Here is a 17683-nt window from a genome sequence, read left to right as displayed (position 1 = left end):
CCCGCTGCCGCAGGGCACGGGATCCGGCACAGGCCAAAGGTCACAAGTAGACGCCGACCTCCTCTTTCAATTGCTGGTTGTGGCGCAGCGCGGCTTCCAACTTGCCATGCAGCTCCTGCAGCTTTTGCAGCTGCTGCAGCTGAAGGAACGCCTCGCCCACGCCCGGCTCAGCCGGCTCGTTGTACCGGACCAGGTCGCCCCAGAAACTTCCACTGGCGAGCGGCTCAGCCGGCGCGTCGTCCCGGCCGAGATCGGACCAGAAGGCTTCACCCATCTCGGCATGGGTCGGCTGGTCATACCGATCTTCGTGGAACACCGAATGCACGACGCAGCCACTGTCATCGGCAGCCGTCAGGACGCGCGGCATTGCGAACGCGGCCACACGTGGGCCGGTGCCTGGGTTGTCGCTGATCTGGTGCGGCGATATCGACTGCTTGGACTGATTCGGCTTCCATTTTCCATCATGCTCTTTGGTCAGGAAGAAGGCGTCTATCACTGAAACCAACTCGCCCGACTCGGCGTCAACCTCGAGCACCCGGCTGGTTTCGACCTGGTCAAATTTCACGTTTCCCCGGCGCCCGGGCGAACGCAACACCGGTTCTGCATTCTCTTCTTCAAGCGCTGCGTTCGCGCGCAACATCGCTTCGCTGCGCAGCCTGCCCTGCTCCCAGCGCGGTATCGTCCCGACGAGCTCGGACGCTTGGAAGGGATTCTCCTCGTCCTCCTCAAGGATCATCGGAGGCTTGGCACCACGCGGACGCTGCGCTTCAGCGAGCGCGCCGAGTTCCTCATCCAGTGCGCGCTCCTCTTCCAGCAGCTGCGCGTCGATTGACGCGGCCTCCGCTTCGGCGGCTCGATGCGGGTGTTCCATCTGGTCCAGCAGCGTCGTCAGTTCCCACGGGTCATCGACCCACACCGGATCGTCAGTCTGCAGCACGGACACCGACGGCACGGTTGCCGACTCCGCGACGGCAGCAACGTGCACGGCCGCCGCCGCTGCGGGCGCGGGCGTTGGCGGGCGCCCCCCCTGCGCCACACCGGCGGGCGTTGCCGGCGGTTGGTTGCGAAGGAACGCGAGCATCTGCTTCACGCTGATATTGGACGGTATCACTACGCCCTGATCAGGGTCCGAGCGTCCTGCGCCGGGAACCTTGTCCTGTTGCTGCAGATGACCGACGTAATCCTTCCAGTCGCTGGCACCGGCCGCTGCGTTGGGCGACGAAGCTGCCACTGCAGAGTAATGAGCCGGTCCAGGATGCGCAGCCACCGGCGTGCGGTTCAAGCTGGAGGGAAGTTCGTCGCGCGCGGGATTGCTGAGCGTTCGCAGGGTCGACAGCGCCCTCGGCACGGAAGGTTTGGACGCAAGCTGTACGGAAATGAACGACGTGTACGTGACGGGAGACTCGCTGATAGGGGTGGTCACGGAGGGCACTCTCTGCATGCGGAGGAGGCCCAAGGCTGCACGCGGCATGGCCCAGGCGCTTTCGCATTTCGTCCATGCGGCGCCCGGAGTCCATCACGCTGCGCGGCGTGATCTGAGATCATGGCCGGCCCTCCCAGGCGCACTCCCCATGGCCCTTGGCCTGCAAGGCATCCACCACGTCGCCCTGATCTGCGCCGACTATGTCCGCTCGCGGGCGTTCTACGTCGACGTGCTCGGCCTGGCGGTACTGGCCGAGCATCACCGGACCGCACGCGACTCCTGGAAACTGGACCTGGCCCTGCCCGATGGCAGCCAGCTGGAGCTGTTCTCCTTCCCCAGCCCGCCGCCGCGCCCCAGCCGGCCCGAAGCGCAGGGGCTGCGCCACCTGGCCTTCCGGGTGGAGGCGCTGGAACCGTTCATCGCGCACCTCGCCCGGCACGGCGTAGAGTGCGAGCCGATCCGCGTGGATGAGTACACCGGCCGCCGCTTCACCTTCTTCGCCGATCCGGATGACCTGCCGCTGGAGCTGTACGAAACGGCGCAGTGACGGCCGTTGTTGTGGGTGACGACCGTTGGTCGTCACGCTCTCCCGCCCCTTGCTTGCACCATACCCACCCGGATGGGTATACAGTCGGCACATGCCGGCACTGCCGCTGGCAGTGAACCAAAGCCCTGGGAGGGGACCATGCGCAACACCTTCAAGACCCTGCTGCTGGCGCTGCCGCTGTGCGTGGCCGCGCTTTCAGCGAACGCCGCCGATTCGGCGGTGGGCCGCTGGAAGACCATCGATGACAAAACCGGCAAGGTGAAGTCGATCGTGGAGATCACCCAGGCCGGCAACGGCACGCTGAGCGGCAAGGTGGTCGACATCCTGCAGTCGGACAAGGGGCCGAACCCGGTCTGCAGCGACTGCAGCGGCACCAACAAGGACAAGCCCGTGCGTGGCATGACCATCCTGTGGAACCTGACGTCCGACGGCACCGCCAGCTGGTCCGGCGGCACCATCCTGGACCCGGCCAACGGCAAGACCTACAAATCCAAGATGAAACTGCAGCCCGGCGGCACCCGCCTGGACGTGTCCGGCTGCGTGGCTTTCATCTGCCGCGCCCAGACCTGGCAGCGCGAGTAAGCGCAGGCGGTCACGGAGGTCGGATCGCCCTTTTCTGGAAGGCCATCCGACCCCCTTGTGCGATAATCCGGGATTCCCCTCGCTGCACGCCGTGACCATGACCCGTACCGCGCTCGTCACCACCGCCCTGCCCTACGCCAACGGCCCGCTGCACCTGGGCCACCTGGTGGGCTACATCCAGGCTGATATCTGGGTGCGTGCGCGGCGAATGAGCGGCGGCACCACCTGGTTCGTCTGTGCAGACGACACCCATGGCACCCCGATCATGCTGGCCGCCGAAAAGGCCGGACTGACCCCGGAAGTGTTCATCGCCGGCATCCAGGCTGGCCACGAGCGCGATTTCGCCGCCTTCGGGGTCGACTTCGACCACTACGATTCGACCAACTCGGCTGCCAACAAGGCGCTGACCGAATCGTTCTACCTGAAGCTGGAAGCGGAAGGCCACGTCAGCCGCCGTTCGGTCGCGCAGTTCTACGATCCGGCCAAGGGCATGTTCCTGCCGGACCGCTACATCAAGGGCATCTGCCCGAACTGTGGCAGCGCCGACCAGTACGGCGACAACTGCGAAGTCTGCGGCGCCACTTACAGCCCGACCGACCTGAAGGAGCCGAAATCGGTGATCTCCGGGGCCACCCCGGAAGTCCGCGATTCCGAGCATTTCTTCTTCGAAGTGGGCAGGTTCGAAGGCTTCCTGCGCGAGTGGCTGGGCGGTGATGTCGCCCTGCCCGGCGTCAAGGCCAAGCTGATGGAATGGATGAACGCCGACGGGGGCCTGCGCGCGTGGGACATCTCGCGCGATGCGCCGTACTTCGGCTTCGAGATCCCCGGCCACCCGGGCAAGTTCCTGTATGTGTGGCTGGATGCTCCGATCGGCTACCTGTCCAGCTTCCAGACGCTGTGCGCGAAGACCGGCGTGGATTTCCAATCGCACCTGCGCGCCGGCACCTCCACCGAACTGCACCACTTCATCGGCAAGGACATCGTCAATTTCCACGGCCTGTTCTGGCCGGCGGTGCTGCATGCCACCGGCCACCGCGCGCCGACCCGACTGCACGTCAACGGCTACCTGACCGTGGACGGGGCGAAGATGAGCAAGTCGCGCGGCACCTTCGTGATGGCGCGGACGTTCCTGGATGCCGGGCTGGAACCGGAAGCGCTGCGTTACTACTACGCCGCCAAATCCTCCGGTGGGGTGGACGATCTCGACCTGAACCTGGGCGACTTCATCGCCCGCGTCAACGCCGACCTGGTTGGCAAGTTCGTCAACCTGGCCAGCCGCTGCGCCGGCTTCATCAGCAAGCGCTTCGATGGCCAGCTGGCCACGCAGCTGCCCGATCCGACGCAGTACCAGCGTTTCGTCGAGGCCCTCGCGCCGATCCGCGAAGCCTACGAACGCAACGATCCGGCAGCCGCCATCCGCCAGACGATGGCGCTGGCCGACGAAGCCAACCGCTACATCGACGACGTCAAGCCGTGGGTGATCGCCAAGCAGGAAGGCGCCGATGCGCAGCTGCAGTCGGTGTGCACCCAGGGCCTGAACCTGTTCCGGGTACTGGTCACCGCGCTCAAGCCGGTGCTGCCTGCCACCTCGGCGCAGGCCGAAGCCTTCCTGGCCGCACCGGTCAGCGACTGGACCGCACTGGCGCAGCCGCTGCTGGCCCATCGCATCAACGACTACGTTGCGCTGTTCACCCGAATCGACCCGAAGAAAATCGACGCCATGACCGACGCCTCCAAGGACACCCTGCAGCCGATCGCCGCTGCCCCCGTCGCCGCTGCCGCACCTGCCGCCAAGGCCGAAGCCAAGCCGGCTGCCGCCGCGAGCGCGCCGCAGGGCGACGCCGCACCGGCGTACATCGGCATCGACGACTTCGCCAAGTTGGACCTGCGCATCGGCAAAGTGCTTGCCTGCGGATTCGTGGAGGGTTCGGACAAGCTGCTGCGCTTTGAACTGGACGCCGGCGAGCTGGGCACCCGGCAGATTTTTTCCGGTATCCGCGCCAGTTACGGCGAACCGGAAAAGCTGGTCGGGCGCAGCGTGGTGTTCATCGCCAACCTGGCCCCGCGCAAGATGCGCTTCGGCCTGAGCGAAGGGATGATCCTGTCGGCCGGCTTTGACGGTGGTGCGCTGGCGCTGCTGGACGCCGACAGTGCCGCGCTGCCGGGCATGCCGGTCCGCTGACCTGCAACAGGCCACGCCGGAGGGTGCGATGGAGCTGGCGCTGTTCGACTTCGACGACACCGTCACCACGGCCGACAGCTACCGCCGCTTCCTGCGGCGGGTGGCCACGCCCGAACAACGGGCGCGCGCCTGGTGGTTGGTGGGGCCCTGGCTGGCCGCCTTCCGGCTGCGGCTGATCAGCGCCGAGCGCATCCGCGCCCGCGTCACCGCGCTGGTGTTCAGTGGCCGCCACGCCGATGACATCGCGCTGCTGGCCGCCGGCTACGCACGCGATGCGTTGCCGGAGATGATGCGCCCGGAAATGCTCGAACAGATACGCTGGCACCAGGCCCAGGGCCACACCGTAGCCATCGTGTCGGCGTCGCTTGATCTGTACCTGCGGCCTTGGTGCGACACGTTGGGACTGCAGTTGATCTGCAACCAGCTGGAAACCCGCGAGGGCCGTTTGACCGGCCGTTATGCCGGCGGTGACTGCGGCCCCCGCAAGGCCCAGCACATCCGGCAGCGCTTCGATCTATCCCGTTACACGCGCATCCATGCTTACGGTGACAGCCGCGAGGACGCGCCGATGCTCGCCCTCGCCCATGACCGCTGGTATCGCGGAAAACCACTGGAACGATGATTCCCCTTCGCCGCCATCGCCCCGCATGAGCCTGATGCCTCCCCCGCTGGTGGAGCGGCTGGACCGCCTGTTGCCGCAGACCCAATGCGGCCAGTGCGGGTTCGACGGCTGCCGCCCCTACGCCGCGGCGATGGCCCGCCGCGAAGCCGGCGTGGAGCGCTGCCCACCGGGCGGTGATGCCGGTGCGCGCGCATTGGCGCAGGTGCTGGGCGTGCCGGCGCTGCCGTATGACCGCAGCCGCGGCGAGCACAAGCCAGCGCAGGTGGCGGTGATCATCGAAGCCGACTGCATCGGCTGCACCAAGTGCATCCAGGCCTGCCCGGTGGATGCGATCGTCGGCGGGGCCAAGTACATGCACACGGTGATTGCCGATCTTTGCACCGGCTGCGAGTTGTGTGTTCCGCCGTGTCCGGTGGACTGCATCGACCTGGTGGGTCGAACGGGTGAGACCCCCTCGCGGGTGGCTGCTGTTTGAAGCTATAGCTGGGGGGGCCGGGCGGGGAGGCTATGCGGGGCACGCGCAAGTACGTCCATGTAGCTCTTCGCGGCTCCTGCCGCTCAAGGCCCCGCACAGCCTCCCCGCCCGGCCCCTGACAGGTTCCGGTGGCCGCCACCCGCGTAATGAAGAGGATAAAGGCAGGGGTCAGAGTCCTTTCGCTACGCGAAAGGACTCTGACCCCATGTTTACCCCCCCTTCCAACCACTGCCTTGTCCATGGCCCCCATGGACCTGTCGAAGGTGGGGCGGGGTGGCTGTGCAGGACCGTCTTTTCGCAGGGATGCGAAAAGCGAGCCTACACGGACGTACTTGCGGCGTGTCCTGCACAGCCACCCCGCCCCACCAACGCAACAGCCCTGCAGCTTTTGTCGTTGCCGTTGCCGTTGCCGTTGCTTGAAGATCAGGTGCCGGACGCAGCCCGCCAACGCATCAGCCCCTCAGCATCAAGGGACCGCGGCGGTCACCACGATCTCGACCTTCCACTCTGCATGCGCCAGCTTGGCTTCCACTGTCGCACGCGCCGGCGTCATGCCCGCCACCACCCATTCGTCCCACGCGGCATTCATGCCATCGAAGTCGGCCATGTCGGCCAGGAAAATCTCCGCCCGCAGCACGTGCTGCTTGTCACTGGCCGCCAGCACCAGCAGCTTGTCGATCTCCTCCAGCACCTGCCGGGTCTGCCCGGTGATGTCCTGGCTGGTGTCCTCGGGAATCTGCCCCGACAGGTAGGCGACCTTGTTGTGGATGGTCATCTCGGACATGCGCGGACCAACATCGAAACGCTCCAACACGGGCGTGCTCCTCTTTCTGTGGACAAGCCCCATTCTGGCCCACCGCGACCGGCTTGTGGTGATGGCCAACGGCAGTGCAACAGCGCAACCGCCCGCCCCTAGCCAAACCCCCGGCACAGGCGCACGATGCGCAGCTTCGCGCCGTTGACGCGCCCATCGCCCGTGCGGGTCCACTTTCCTTCAATGACTGAATCCGCCCCGCTCGCCTCCCCTGCCCGCCAGCGCGCCAAGCGGCTGCTGACGGTGGTGTTTCCGCTGCTGGTGCTGGCAGTGGCGCTGCACGGACTGGCCGGCGCCTTCGACGAACATGGCTACCGCGCGGTGCGCCAGGCCTTCCACGATCTCGGCACAGGGCAACTGCTGCTCGCCGTGCTGCTGGGGCTGGCCAGTTACGCATGCCTGGTCGGCTTCGATGCGATCGGGCTGCGCCGCAGCGGCGTGCGCGTGCATCCGGCACGGATCGGCATCACCGCCTTCCTCGCCCATGCGCTGGGGCAGACCGTCGGCTTCGCTGCGCTTACCGGTGGCGCGGTGCGTTTGCGCGGTTATCGCAGCGCGGGGCTGGACCTGGCGCAGATCGGCCAGGTGGTGCTGATGAGCACGCTGGGCTTCGTGTTCGGCGCCTGGGTGCTGCTTGGCGCCGCGTTGTGCCTTGAACCGGCCGCAGCCGCCCTTGCATTGCCGCTAAAGGTCGGCGCCTTGCAGACGGTCGGCGCGGCGCTGTGGCTGGGCTATGCGGCGGCCATCCTGGCAGTGGGCCACGAAGGCCGCAGGTTCTCCGTGTTCGGCCATGCGCTGTGGCTGCCGGATCGTCGCACCATGCTGGCGGTGACCGCGCTCAGCGTGGTCGAACTGGTGCTCGCCGCTGCCGCGCTGTACGTGCTGCTGCCCGATTCCACGCCCACCGGCCTGCCCGGCTTCGTCGGCATGTACCTGGTGGCGGTGCTGGCCGGGCTGGTCTCCACCGTGCCGGCCGGACTGGGCGTGTTCGAATGGAGCCTGCTGAAGCTGCTGCCGCAGGTGGCACCCGGTGCGGTGCTGGCCGCCGCGCTGGTCTACCGCGTTACTTACTACGTGTTGCCGCTGCTGCTGGCCACGCTGCTGGCCACTGCGCCGGCGCTGCGCCGCCCGCTGCGTGCCAGCGCCGGTGCCACCCGCGCTGGCTGGAAGGCGCTACGCCCGTGGCTGCCGCACATCGTGGCACTGGCGGTGTTCAGTGTCGGCGCCGCGCTGATCGTGGACGGCACGCTGCCGGCGCCGCATCGGCACCTGCACACGGCCTCGCTGCCGCTGCTGGAAACCTCGCACCTGCTCGGCAGCCTGGCCGGCGTGGTGCTGCTGCTGATCGGCCAGGGACTGTCGCGGCGCAGCCATGCCGCCTGGGTGCTGGCGCTGGTGATCTGCGTGGCCGCGCCGCTGCCGATCTGGCTGCGCGGTGGGCAGGTGCTGATCGCGGTAGCCGCGCTTCTGGTCGCCGTGGCGCTGTGGACCGCGCGACGCGAGTTCTACCGCGAAGGCGCGCTGCTGGACCAGGCATGGTCGTGGCCGTGGCTGCGCAACCTGGGCCTGGTGCTGGTGGCAGTGGTGTGGCTGCTGTTCTTCGTCTACAGCCATGTGGAATACCAGAACGAGCTGTGGTGGCAGTTCGCGCTGTCCGGCAATGCACCCCGTGCATTGCGCGCGCTGCTGGTGGTGGCGATGGCCGTAGCGATCTTCGGCATCGGACGGCTGCTGCACAACACGCGCGGCCCGCTGCCGGCAGCCGACGAGGCCACCCTGCAGGCGCTGGCACCCGTGTTGGCGGCCGCACGCGATACCCAGGCCTGCCTGGTGCTCACCGCCGACAAGGCCGTGCTGCGCGACGAGGCCGGGCTGGGCTTTGTGATGATGCAGCGGCATGGCGGCTCGCTGATCGCGATGGGCGACCCAGTGGGGCCGCCGGACGTGGCCCGGACGCTGATCTGGCGCTTCCGCGAAGAAGCGGATCGCCTTGGCCTGCGCCCAGTGTTCTACCAGGTCGGCGAAGCCTACTGGCAGACCTATCTCGACCTGGGGCTGGGGCTGGTCAAACTGGGCGAAGAGGCGATGGTGCCGCTGCAGGAGTTCACCCTGGAAGGGCGCGACCGCGCCGACCTGCGGCAGGCCTGGAACCGTGGCAAACGCAGCGGATTGAGCTTCCGCGTGGCCGCAGCGGACGAGCTGCCGGCACTGATGCCCGAACTTTCGGCGGTTTCCAGCGCCTGGCTGGACGACAAGGCCGGCGAGGAAAAAGGCTTCTCGCTGGGCAGCTTCGACCCTGTCTACCTCGCACGTTTCCCGGTGGCGCTGGTGGAAGCGGAAGGCCGCATCGTGGCCTTCGCCAACCTGTGGCACGCACCGGCAGGCCACGAGCTGTCGGTCGACCTGATGCGGCACCTGCCCGATGCTCCGAAGGGCACGATGGACTTCCTGTTCATCGAACTGTTCCTGTGGGGACGCGAGCGCGGCGATACCCGTTTCTCGCTGGGCATGGCGCCGCTGTCCGGGCTGGCCGATCACCGCCTGGCCGGTCGCTGGTCACGCGCAGCCTCGCTGGTGGCGCGCCACGGCGAGCGCTTCTATGGCTTCAGCGGACTGCGCCGCTTCAAATCCAAGTTCGCCCCGCAGTGGCGGCCGCGCTACCTGGCCGCGCCCGGTGGCGTGCACCTGCCGGCCGCGCTGCTCGATGCCACGCGCCTGATCTCACTCGAGCCGCGGCACTAGCGCGCAGCGGCGTTGAGGATCTCCCGGGCGAGGCGGTCGTGGTCACCGTTGAAATGGTGGTCGCCAGGCAACGGCAGCACGCGCACGCCTGGTGGCAGGTCCGGGCACAGGGCGTCGGCGTCCTTCTGCCCGTAAACACACAGGGTCCTGTCGTCAGGCAGGCGCGCGATCTCCGGTGCGATCGGCAGGCCGTCATCATTGCTGCCCAGCCAGTTGCTGACGTGGAATTCGAAGTCGGCCGTGCGCCCCACCGACAGCAGCGCGATCAGCTCCACCTGCGCGCGCAGCGCCGGCGCCAGCCGGTTGATGCTGGCAGGCAGTACATCGGCGCCTTGGGAAAAGCCGATCAGCATCAGCTTCGGACGCTGCCAGCGCTGCCGGTAATAGTCGGCGATGCGGGTCAGGTCGGCGGCAAAGCCGGCCGGCGTGCGGGCACTCCAGAAGTACCGCAGCGAGTCCACTCCGACCACCGACACGCCCTGCGCGGCCAACGCTGCGGCAACGTCCTTGTCCAGTCCCGCCCAGCCGCCGTCGCCTGAGACGAAGATGGCAACGGTCTCGCCGGGGACGGTCGCAGGCACCTCGACCACGGGCAGGCCATCGAGGTCCTTCGGGGCAGGCGCCACGTTGACCCCGGGTGCTTCGCCCAGCACCCGCGCCGCGGCCAGCAGGCCAGGCAGTGCATCGCCGCCAGCGGTACGGCGAAAGGTACGTGCCGAAGCGATTGTCTGCTGGAAGGCACGCGACTGCGCGCCGGTATCGGCGGCCAGCCAGGGCAGCGCAAGTGGCACCGGCTTCAGGGCGCCATCGACGATACCAGCGCCGCACGCCATCCGCTGCGGTGCCACACCCGGCTGGAAGCCGGTGGTCAGCAGGCCAGCGAATACCCCGTCGCCAGCCTGCGCCGCCAGCACATAGGCGAACCGGGCGCCGTCGCCGTCGCCGGCCAGCAACGGCAGGCGATAACCGGGCAGGTGCAGCCATGCCTGCAGCCAGCGCGAGAAATTCTCCACGTCGCCTGCGCCGAATGAGCAGGCAGCACTGCCTTCGCGCTGCAGCGCGCCCTTCAGTTGTCCCAGGTCCACCGATACCACCAGCGCCCCGGTGTCACGCAGCGCATCGCGTTCGCGCTGCGCGGCGTCGGCTTTGCCGGCCGCATGGAACCACAGCACCACGCGCTGCACCGTGCCATGCGGCTGTGCCAGCGGCACCTGCTGGAACCGTCCATGGCTGGCCTGCTGCACGGGCACTCCAGCCGCCACGCATGGCACCAGCACGCACCACGCCATCAGCGCGCGCGCGCATCTTCCACTGAACCGCATGCACTACTCCGACAGGACCTGACCTGCGCCCACGATACGCCCGGCAGGTGCCAAGGGGGTGTGCCGGAATGGGTGCCCGCTCAGCGTGGGGTGCGCGCGTGGCGCCAGCCGGACCACGCCAACCACAGCAGCCAGCCGACGATCACCGCGATCACCAGTTTCTGCCCTGCCCCGCGCGGCGGCGCCCGCCACAACACGTGCAGCCACAACAGCACGAAGGCCAGCCACGCCCACCACCACAGCACCGCCGCCGCGCGCTTCCAACCGGGTTCGTCGCGCAGGTACCAGGACTGCAGCAACATCGCCACGCTGGCGCACAGGAATGCGGTCATCGCCGAAAGGCCGTGCACCAGCGGCCACGCAAGCGGGGCCCGCTCGGGCAGCCAGCTGTCCCCCACCGCAACGCCTGCCAGGCCCAGCCCGGCACCTACGAACAGCAGGGCGGCGGCGCCACTGCGGCGCGGACCGCGCAGCTGCCGGTACATCGAAAGCCCAAGTACCACGATGGCGCCTGCCAGCAGGCAGTACGCCGTGCGCAGCGCAAGCCCCCAGGGTCCGTGCAGATACAGGCTCAGGGTAGCGTTGACCCAGTCAAGGTCAGCGCGCGCGAACTGGCTCCACAGGGCAGTCGCCACGAACAGCAGCAACGCCACCATCGCAATGCCACTGGCACAGCGAAGGTCGCGTGCGCGGTTCATGGCGCGCCTGCCTCCGGATGCCGCAGCAACCACGCCGCCAGCGCCTGCCGATAGTTCTGCAGCTCTTCGCTGTACAGGTCGAGCACGCATAACGGGCAACCACTGCCGCAGCATTCGTTCGGACCGGGCGCTTCCGGCGGTATAGGACGGGGATCGGAATCAGTCACGCAATCAGGCCAACAGGACAGGCCGCCAGTGTAGCGGCCGCTGTCAGGGCCCGGCCACCCGTAGCAGGTTCGCCCGTGCCGGTGCGTCGAAATGCTGGTGGAACAGATCGCTGAGGTAGATGCGTGGCTGCCGCGCCAGGTTGCGCAGGAAGCGGCGACGGCCGGCGCGGTACAGGAACGCCGGCACGCTGCCGGCGTACTCTTCGGCCACGCCGCGGTCGTAGGCGTCGAACACCGCTTCGGGCGCGCCGAGGATGGCCATGTCGCAGTCCAGGAACAACGCCGCCTCGTCGTCGACGTCGCCGGGCTGCAGGCTGCCGTGGCGCGCGGTCAGCAGGATCAGTTCGCGCACCCGCGCCACGTCGATGTCATGTTCGGGCAGCCACTGTGCGATGGCTTCGGCAGCGAGCTCAGCCGAACGCGCCTCGTTGTCCTTGCGCCCGCTTTCATAGATCGCATCGTGGTACAGCACGGCCAGGTAGACCTCGAGCGGCTGTTGCCACGGCGCCTGCGCAGCGACCCACTGCGCGTGCTGAAGCAAGGCGCGCACGTGGCCGAAGTGGTGGTAGGCCCGCGGCGGTGCGGCATAGCTGGCCTGCAGGGCGTCCCACTGCCCGGCGGGCAGGATGATCGGCTGGAATTCCATGCGCTCAGGATGTGCCAGCGGGCCGCCGCGACGCAAGCACTGGACAATCTTTCACCACCCTTTCACACGCCCTGCAGCGACAGCGTCATCACCACTTATGCACAGCTTTCTCCGCGCATGGTCCACACCCGCTGTGGATGACCGGCATGTGTCCGACCAGCGGTGTGGCGACGGGCAGGGGTCGGTCTATGCTCAAGCCGATGGCGCGTGCCGCGCCTGCGGAGAATGGCGATGAACCGCCTGCTGTTGCATGCCGTGGTGATGCTTCCCCTGGTCGCGCTGGTCGCCGCGCCGGCGATGGCGCAGTCATCGGTGCAGGCCCCTTCCGCCCGGTTGCAGACCGTCCCACCCACGGTTGTACCGCCCCCCTCCCCGGCTGAAGTGACGGCCATCCCGCCGGCACTCTCCGCGCTGCTGCAGGCCCGCGTCATCGATCCGGGCGGCGGCCGTGGACCGCAGTTGCTTCGACTGGCGGAAATGATCTTCGACCGCGATGGCATGGACCTGCAGTACGACGCCGGGGCGACCTACACCATCGAAGAAACATGGCAGCATCGTCGCGCCAACTGCCTGTCCTTCACCCTGCTGTTCGTCACCCTGGCACGCCATATCGGCATCCAGGCGCAGGTGCAGGAAGTGGCGCAGGTGGTGTCGTGGTACCAGGATGCCGGCGTGCTCTACAACGTCGGCCACGTCAACGCGGGCATCGAATTCAACGGCCGCCGCGGCACCGTCGACCTGGACCGCAACGTGCTGTACGACCGCGACGGCCCGCGGCAGATCAGTGATGCGCGGGCGCTTGCCCACTTCTACAACAACCGCGGTGCCGAACGGATGGAGGCCGGTGACGTGGCAGGCGCGCGTGCGTGGTACGGCGCCGCGTTGGGCCAGGCAAGCGACTTCCCTTCGGCGCTGAACAACCTTGGCGTCCTGGAAACCCGCCAGGGCAACCTGGCGCTTGCGCGGCAGCATTACGCCGATGCGCTGCGCATCGCGCCGCGCAATCCGGCCAGCCTGGCCAATGCGAGCAACCTCTTGTTGCGGCTTGGCGAAACCAGCGAAGCGGCGCGCCTGCAGGCCCGCCTGCGCAGCGTGCGGCAGAGTGATCCGTTCTTCCAGTATGTGCTCGGCACCCAGGCCGAACGTGCCGGTGATGCCGATGCAGCCATCACCTATTACCGGCGTGCGCTGCGTCTGTACGACAGCGCACACCAGTTCCACTTCGCGCTGGCCCGTGCCTATCTGATGGCCGGCCAGCTGGAGCGCGCCAATGGCGAACTGGCGCGCGCACAGGCGTTGGGCGGTGCAGCCCTGCAGTCGCGTTACCAGGACAAGCTGGACAGCCTGCAGCGCTGGCGTCGGCAGCAGGCCAGCGCGCGGCTGGGTCGCTGAGGCATCAGGCCTTCTTGAGGAAGCAGGTCTTCAGCACCAGGCCCTTGATCTTGTCCGAGTTGCCTTCGATGTGCTCGGCATCGTCTTCCACCAGGCGGATGTTGCGGATCACCGTGCCCTGCTTGAGCGGGATCGACGAGCCCTTGACCTTCAGGTCCTTGATCACCGTGACCGTGTCACCGGCAGCCAGCACGTTGCCGTTGCTGTCCCGTACCACCACGCCGGAACCGACACCTTCCTCGGCGGTCCACTCGAAGCCGCAGTCGGCGCAGATCATCAGGGCGCCATCGGCATAGGTGTTTTCAAGCGTGCATTGCGGGCAGGCGGGGGTGGCGGACATCGGGCAAAACCTGACTGTAGTTCGACAGCGGCCATTGTAACCGCCCGCCCTGGCGGACCGGCCCTACCGCTGGGCCGGCCGGCGCGCTACAGTGCGCGGCCCTCGAAACAGCGGAACCCCACCATGCGCCTGGGCATCGACTTCGGCACCAGCAACTCCGCCGCAGCCATCGTCCGCGATGGCCAGGTGCAGCCGATCCGTTTCGGTGACGCCGACCAGTTCCGCACCTCGGTGTACTTCCCCGGCATCATGCAGGACCCCGGTGAATTCAAGCTGGAACCCGGCCAGGAGCATGAGCTGCAGGCGCTGATCGAAGCGGCCGCCGCCCAGGCGCGTGCCAACGGCCACGCGCGCCCGCCCGAAGCCCTGCGCCGCGAAGCACTGCTGTCGCTGCGCCGCCAGTGGATGGAAAAGCGCATGGCCGAGCCGCGCAGTTCCAGCCAGCTGCTGCAGAACGCGGTGTACGGCGATGACGCGCTGGAAGCCTACTTCGAGGAGAACGAAGGCAACCTGGTACAGAGCCCGAAATCGATGCTCGGCTACAACCTGCATCCGCGCGCGCGGCAGACCATCACCGGGATCGCCACCCACATCCTGGAACACATCCGGCTCACCGCCAGCGCGCAGCTGGGCGCACCGGTGCGCGAAGCCCTGTTGGGCAGGCCGGTGCAGTTCCGCAGTTCCATCGGCGATGCCGGTAACGACCAGGCGCTGGCGATCCTGCGCGAAGCTGCGCTGGGCGCCGGTTTCGACGAAGTGGCCTTCATGGAAGAGCCCGCCGCGGCCGCCATGCACTACCACGCCACCAGTGGGCAGCCGCACGAGGCGATCATCGTGGACATCGGCGGCGGCACCACCGACATCGCCCATGCCCGCGTGGGCGGGGGCGAGCCGCCGCGCATCCACCGCGCCTGGGGCATCGCCCGCGGCGGTACCGATATCGACCTGGCGCTCAGCCTGGCCGCCTACATGCCACTGTTCGGCCGCGGCATCACCCGGGTGCCGACCCACCACTACGTGGAAGCGGCGATGGTGCAGGACATGACCCGCCAGCGCGACTTCCGCCAGCACCGCTACGACCACGTCGAAGACCCGTATGGCAGCCGCCTGCAGGCGCTGCAGGACACCGGCAACACCGCACGCCTGTACCGTGAGGTGGAACGCGCCAAGATCAGCCTGAGTGGCGCTGCCGCACATGCCAGTCCGCTGCCGTTCATCGAAAAGGGGCTGCAGAGGGAAACTTCCGCCGAGGGTCTGGGGCAGGCCGCGCACGGCTACCTTGGCCAGCTGCGCGAGCTGCTCGACCAGGTCCGCCAGGACATCGGCCAGGCCCCGGATGCGGTGTTCATGACCGGCGGCATGTCCCGCGCCGGCTACCTGCGGCAGGCCGCCGCCGATGCCTTCCCCGAGGCCCGCCAGGTCCATGGCGATGCCTCTTTCGGCGTCGTCCAGGGGCTCGCGCTGGCCGCAGCGGGTTCGCATTAACATATCTCCGCACGATCCGCGTTAAACTCGACCGGCTTGACATTCACCTGCGCTCACCGCTGACGTGCCGCCCTTGTGGCGCACGCCGCGCTCTTCAGTGCGCAGCCGCCCCTTGCGGGCCCTGTGGCCATGCTTTCCTTGGCGCTTCCATGACCACGCACCCGCTCCGAGCCGCGATCGAGACCATCCTTGGGCATTACGAAGGCCCACGAGGCCTTACAAACTGAGCAGACCCCCGCCTCCATCGACTGTCGTCGCTGTGACGCGGTGTGCTGCCGGATGCCGGTGTGGTTGATGCCGGGCGATGACGTCCCCATCTGGTTCGTTGAAAGCGACGGCCACGGCGGTCGCCGCATGGCGCAGAACGAAGAAGGCTGGTGCGCAGCCATCGACCCGTATCACCTGCGTTGTTCCATCTATACGCAGCGCCCCGCCATCTGTCGCCAGTTCGAGATGGGCGGCGATGACTGCCAGCGTGAACGGCAGGATTACCAGCACCAGGCACTTGCCTGGAACCCTCCCCACCCTTCCACCTGACAGGAGCACCCATGCCCCGCAAGGCAAAGACCCCCGCGAAGGCCAGCAACACCATCCGCAACGAGCGCAAGGGCGGTTCATCGTCCACGCCCAGCAGCAACAGCATCGCCGCCGACCTGGCCGCGTTCCGCAAGGCTGGCGGCAAGATCGAAGTCCTCGGCAACACCTGGTCGCTGAAGAAAGCCAGCTGACCGCGTCGGCGACCGCGGCGGCATCACCGCCGCGGCCGGCCAAGGCTGGCCCCTGCCAACGGGTCAGCGATCCAGCCGCACCCGCACGCCACCGGAATGCGATTCCAGGCTGATGTCCCCATCTCCATTGCCCAAGCGGGTATCCAGCGAGCTGCCAGGGCCGTAACGCGGCCGTTCCACCTTGCCGGCGTCACTCTGGATGGAGCCACTGAAACTGTTCACCGACAGCTGCGCGGACACGTTGCGCGGCAGCTGCAGGGAGATCGGCGCACTGACCGATTCCACGCTGATCCGCCCGCCCGGCGCCAAGGCCGCCGCGGACAGCTCGACCGTGCCCGATACCGTCTCCACGACCATGCGCTGGGTGCGCCCGGCCTCCACGCCAACCCGGCCCGACACCGAGGTGGCGCCGATTTCGCCGGACAGCCCGCCACCGGCCCGGATGCTGCCACTCACCGTCCGCGCGTCCATGCGGGAGGTCTGCAACTGCGCGTCGACATCACCGCTGACGGTGTTGAGCGTGCTCTCAGCGCTGCGACCGGCGGCGCGCAGGTCACCGCTGACCGTGTTTGCCTGCAGGCGCTTGACGTCGATCGCACTGATATCCAGGTCGGCGCTGACCGTGCCCAGCTGCAGCTCCACCGCACGCGGCACGCGCAGTTCCAGCGTGGCGCCGCCCCTGTTGTTGCGCCGCGGGTACTGCACTTCCCAGCGTACCCGGTTCGCGCTTTTTTCCTGCTTCAACGTCAATCCTTCGGCGAGCGTGCCGGTGAGCTGCACGTCACTGCGGTCCCAGCCGCGTACCACCACCTTGCCGGCGATGTTGCTCAGTTCGACCCGCCCGCCACTGGCGATGGCATGGCGCTCATCGACGCGGGTGTCCGCCCACGCCGGCAGGGACAGCAGCGCCAATGCGGCGAAAAGCAGCGGGCGGCGTAGGAAACAAGCGTTCATGGTCGTGATTCTCCTGTTGGATCGGGTTAGCTGGGCAGGCCGGTAGACGTTGCCGCCTGCCGGGTCAGTTCAAGCCGCAGCGCATAGGTGCGCTGCAGCTGTTCAAGCAGGTGGCGCGAACGCGGGCTCTGCGCCAGCGCGGCATGGATCTGGTGGGCACTGTCGTCCAGCTCGCGCAGCGCCGGGCGCCACTCCGGCGCATCGACCCGCGGCAGCGCTGCGATGGCCTGCTGGTAATCGGCGCTCATCGCGCTGGCCTGCTGCTGCAGCACGCTGGGCGCAGCCGGCGTCTGCGATGGCAGCTGCATCGTCATCGGCGCTACCCAGTACAAGGCAACGCTGGCGGCCAATGCCGCGCCGGCTGGCAATGCCCAGCGCAGGCGGCGCCGTGCGGAGGGGCCGTGGCCCAGCATTCGCGGCGGGGCGGCCACGATCGGCGGCCGCGGCGGCAGCGCAGCCTGCAACCGTGCCCAACCGTCACCCGGCGGCGCCAGCTCCCTTGGCAGCGCGCGCAGGCGCTGCTGCAGCGCATCGTCGGTGTGGTCGGTCATACGGGGGTCTTCG

At 68.0% G+C, this 17683-nt stretch carries 19 protein-coding genes; 10 read left to right on the top strand and 9 right to left on the bottom strand.

The window, feature by feature from the left end:
• Positions 1–40 precede the first annotated feature (40 nt).
• Entirely contained in the window at positions 41–1423 is a 1383-nt protein-coding gene (locus CXG43_RS13520) for a hypothetical protein (protein WP_157825144.1), read from the bottom strand.
• A 148-nt stretch (positions 1424–1571) separates the two neighbouring features.
• Between CXG43_RS13520 and CXG43_RS13515 the strand changes: the two genes are divergently transcribed.
• The 5 genes from CXG43_RS13515 (at position 1572) to rnfB (ending at position 5831) form a co-directional block, all read left to right on the top strand.
• Positions 1572–1970: a VOC family protein gene (locus CXG43_RS13515; RefSeq protein WP_101100385.1), complete on the top strand. Its 399-nt coding sequence runs from the start codon at positions 1572–1574 to the stop codon at positions 1968–1970.
• A 138-nt stretch (positions 1971–2108) separates the two neighbouring features.
• Positions 2109–2552 (top strand): DUF2147 domain-containing protein, encoded by a 444-nt coding sequence (locus CXG43_RS13510; RefSeq protein ID WP_101100384.1) that lies wholly within the window; start codon positions 2109–2111, stop codon positions 2550–2552.
• A gap of 97 nt (positions 2553–2649) precedes the next feature.
• Positions 2650–4734: a methionine--tRNA ligase gene (metG, locus tag CXG43_RS13505; protein ID WP_101100383.1), complete on the top strand. Its 2085-nt coding sequence runs from the start codon at positions 2650–2652 to the stop codon at positions 4732–4734.
• A gap of 28 nt (positions 4735–4762) precedes the next feature.
• Positions 4763–5356, top strand: a complete 594-nt coding sequence (locus CXG43_RS13500) for an HAD family hydrolase (protein ID WP_101100437.1) — start codon at positions 4763–4765, stop codon at positions 5354–5356.
• A gap of 25 nt (positions 5357–5381) precedes the next feature.
• Positions 5382–5831 (top strand): Rnf electron transport complex subunit RnfB, encoded by a 450-nt coding sequence (rnfB, locus tag CXG43_RS13495; protein WP_101100382.1) that lies wholly within the window; start codon positions 5382–5384, stop codon positions 5829–5831.
• A 466-nt stretch (positions 5832–6297) separates the two neighbouring features.
• Here the strand turns inward: rnfB and CXG43_RS13490 are convergent, their stop codons facing one another.
• Positions 6298–6645, bottom strand: coding sequence for a RidA family protein (locus tag CXG43_RS13490; RefSeq protein WP_042615079.1), 348 nt, complete (start codon positions 6643–6645; stop codon positions 6298–6300).
• Positions 6646–6828: 183 nt separating this feature from the next.
• Here CXG43_RS13490 and mprF point away from each other — a divergent pair, with 183 nt between their 5' ends.
• Positions 6829–9387, top strand: coding sequence for a bifunctional lysylphosphatidylglycerol flippase/synthetase MprF (gene mprF, locus CXG43_RS13485; protein ID WP_101100381.1), 2559 nt, complete (start codon positions 6829–6831; stop codon positions 9385–9387).
• Here the strand turns inward: mprF and CXG43_RS13480 are convergent.
• The 4 genes from CXG43_RS13480 to CXG43_RS13465 all read right to left on the bottom strand — a co-directional run bounded on the left by CXG43_RS13480 (position 9384) and on the right by CXG43_RS13465 (position 12220).
• Positions 9384–10709, bottom strand: coding sequence for an AcvB/VirJ family lysyl-phosphatidylglycerol hydrolase (locus CXG43_RS13480; RefSeq protein ID WP_101100380.1), 1326 nt, complete (start codon positions 10707–10709; stop codon positions 9384–9386). The genes mprF and CXG43_RS13480 overlap by 4 nt on opposite strands.
• A gap of 80 nt (positions 10710–10789) precedes the next feature.
• The gene (locus CXG43_RS13475; protein WP_101100379.1) at positions 10790–11407 is read right to left on the bottom strand and encodes a DUF998 domain-containing protein; all 618 of its coding nucleotides are present in this window, start codon (positions 11405–11407) and stop codon (positions 10790–10792) included.
• A complete protein-coding gene (locus tag CXG43_RS13470; protein WP_101100378.1) occupies positions 11404–11574 on the bottom strand; it encodes an oxidoreductase-like domain-containing protein in 171 nt (56 codons plus the stop codon). The genes CXG43_RS13475 and CXG43_RS13470 overlap by 4 nt, the downstream gene beginning before the upstream one ends.
• Before the next feature lie 43 nt (positions 11575–11617).
• The gene (locus tag CXG43_RS13465) at positions 11618–12220 is read right to left on the bottom strand and encodes a hypothetical protein (RefSeq protein WP_101100377.1); all 603 of its coding nucleotides are present in this window, start codon (positions 12218–12220) and stop codon (positions 11618–11620) included.
• A 231-nt stretch (positions 12221–12451) separates the two neighbouring features.
• Here CXG43_RS13465 and CXG43_RS13460 point away from each other — a divergent pair, with 231 nt between their 5' ends.
• A complete protein-coding gene (locus CXG43_RS13460; protein WP_101100436.1) occupies positions 12452–13612 on the top strand; it encodes a tetratricopeptide repeat protein in 1161 nt (386 codons plus the stop codon).
• Positions 13613–13616: 4 nt separating this feature from the next.
• On the opposite strand, the gene CXG43_RS13455 is transcribed toward CXG43_RS13460, so the two are convergent.
• The gene (locus CXG43_RS13455) at positions 13617–13952 is read right to left on the bottom strand and encodes a zinc ribbon domain-containing protein YjdM (protein WP_042615086.1); all 336 of its coding nucleotides are present in this window, start codon (positions 13950–13952) and stop codon (positions 13617–13619) included.
• 123 nt (positions 13953–14075) lie between these two features.
• On the opposite strand from CXG43_RS13455, the gene CXG43_RS13450 reads away from it, so the two are divergent.
• From CXG43_RS13450 to CXG43_RS13440, 3 genes are all read left to right on the top strand, one after another.
• Positions 14076–15437, top strand: a complete 1362-nt coding sequence (locus tag CXG43_RS13450) for an Hsp70 family protein (RefSeq protein ID WP_101100376.1) — start codon at positions 14076–14078, stop codon at positions 15435–15437.
• Positions 15438–15680: 243 nt separating this feature from the next.
• On the top strand, positions 15681–15974 hold the full coding sequence (locus tag CXG43_RS13445; RefSeq protein WP_083492053.1) for a YkgJ family cysteine cluster protein: 294 nt from the start codon (positions 15681–15683) through the stop codon (positions 15972–15974).
• An 11-nt stretch (positions 15975–15985) separates the two neighbouring features.
• Entirely contained in the window at positions 15986–16165 is a 180-nt protein-coding gene (locus CXG43_RS13440; protein ID WP_042615088.1) for a hypothetical protein, read from the top strand.
• 63 nt (positions 16166–16228) lie between these two features.
• On the opposite strand, the gene CXG43_RS13435 is transcribed toward CXG43_RS13440, so the two are convergent.
• Complete coding sequence (locus tag CXG43_RS13435) at positions 16229–17119, bottom strand: DUF4097 family beta strand repeat-containing protein (protein ID WP_101100375.1); 891 nt, start codon at positions 17117–17119, stop codon at positions 16229–16231.
• Between the two features lie 26 nt (positions 17120–17145).
• Positions 17146–17670: a hypothetical protein gene (locus CXG43_RS13430; RefSeq protein WP_101100374.1), complete on the bottom strand. Its 525-nt coding sequence runs from the start codon at positions 17668–17670 to the stop codon at positions 17146–17148.
• Positions 17671–17683: the final 13 nt, after the last annotated feature.

Origin of the sequence: Stenotrophomonas sp. Bg11-02, assembly GCF_002836635.1 — a bacterium.
GTDB classification, from domain to species: Bacteria; Pseudomonadota; Gammaproteobacteria; order Xanthomonadales; family Xanthomonadaceae; genus Stenotrophomonas; species Stenotrophomonas lacuserhaii.
This window is presented reverse-complemented; position numbering and strand designations above follow the sequence as displayed.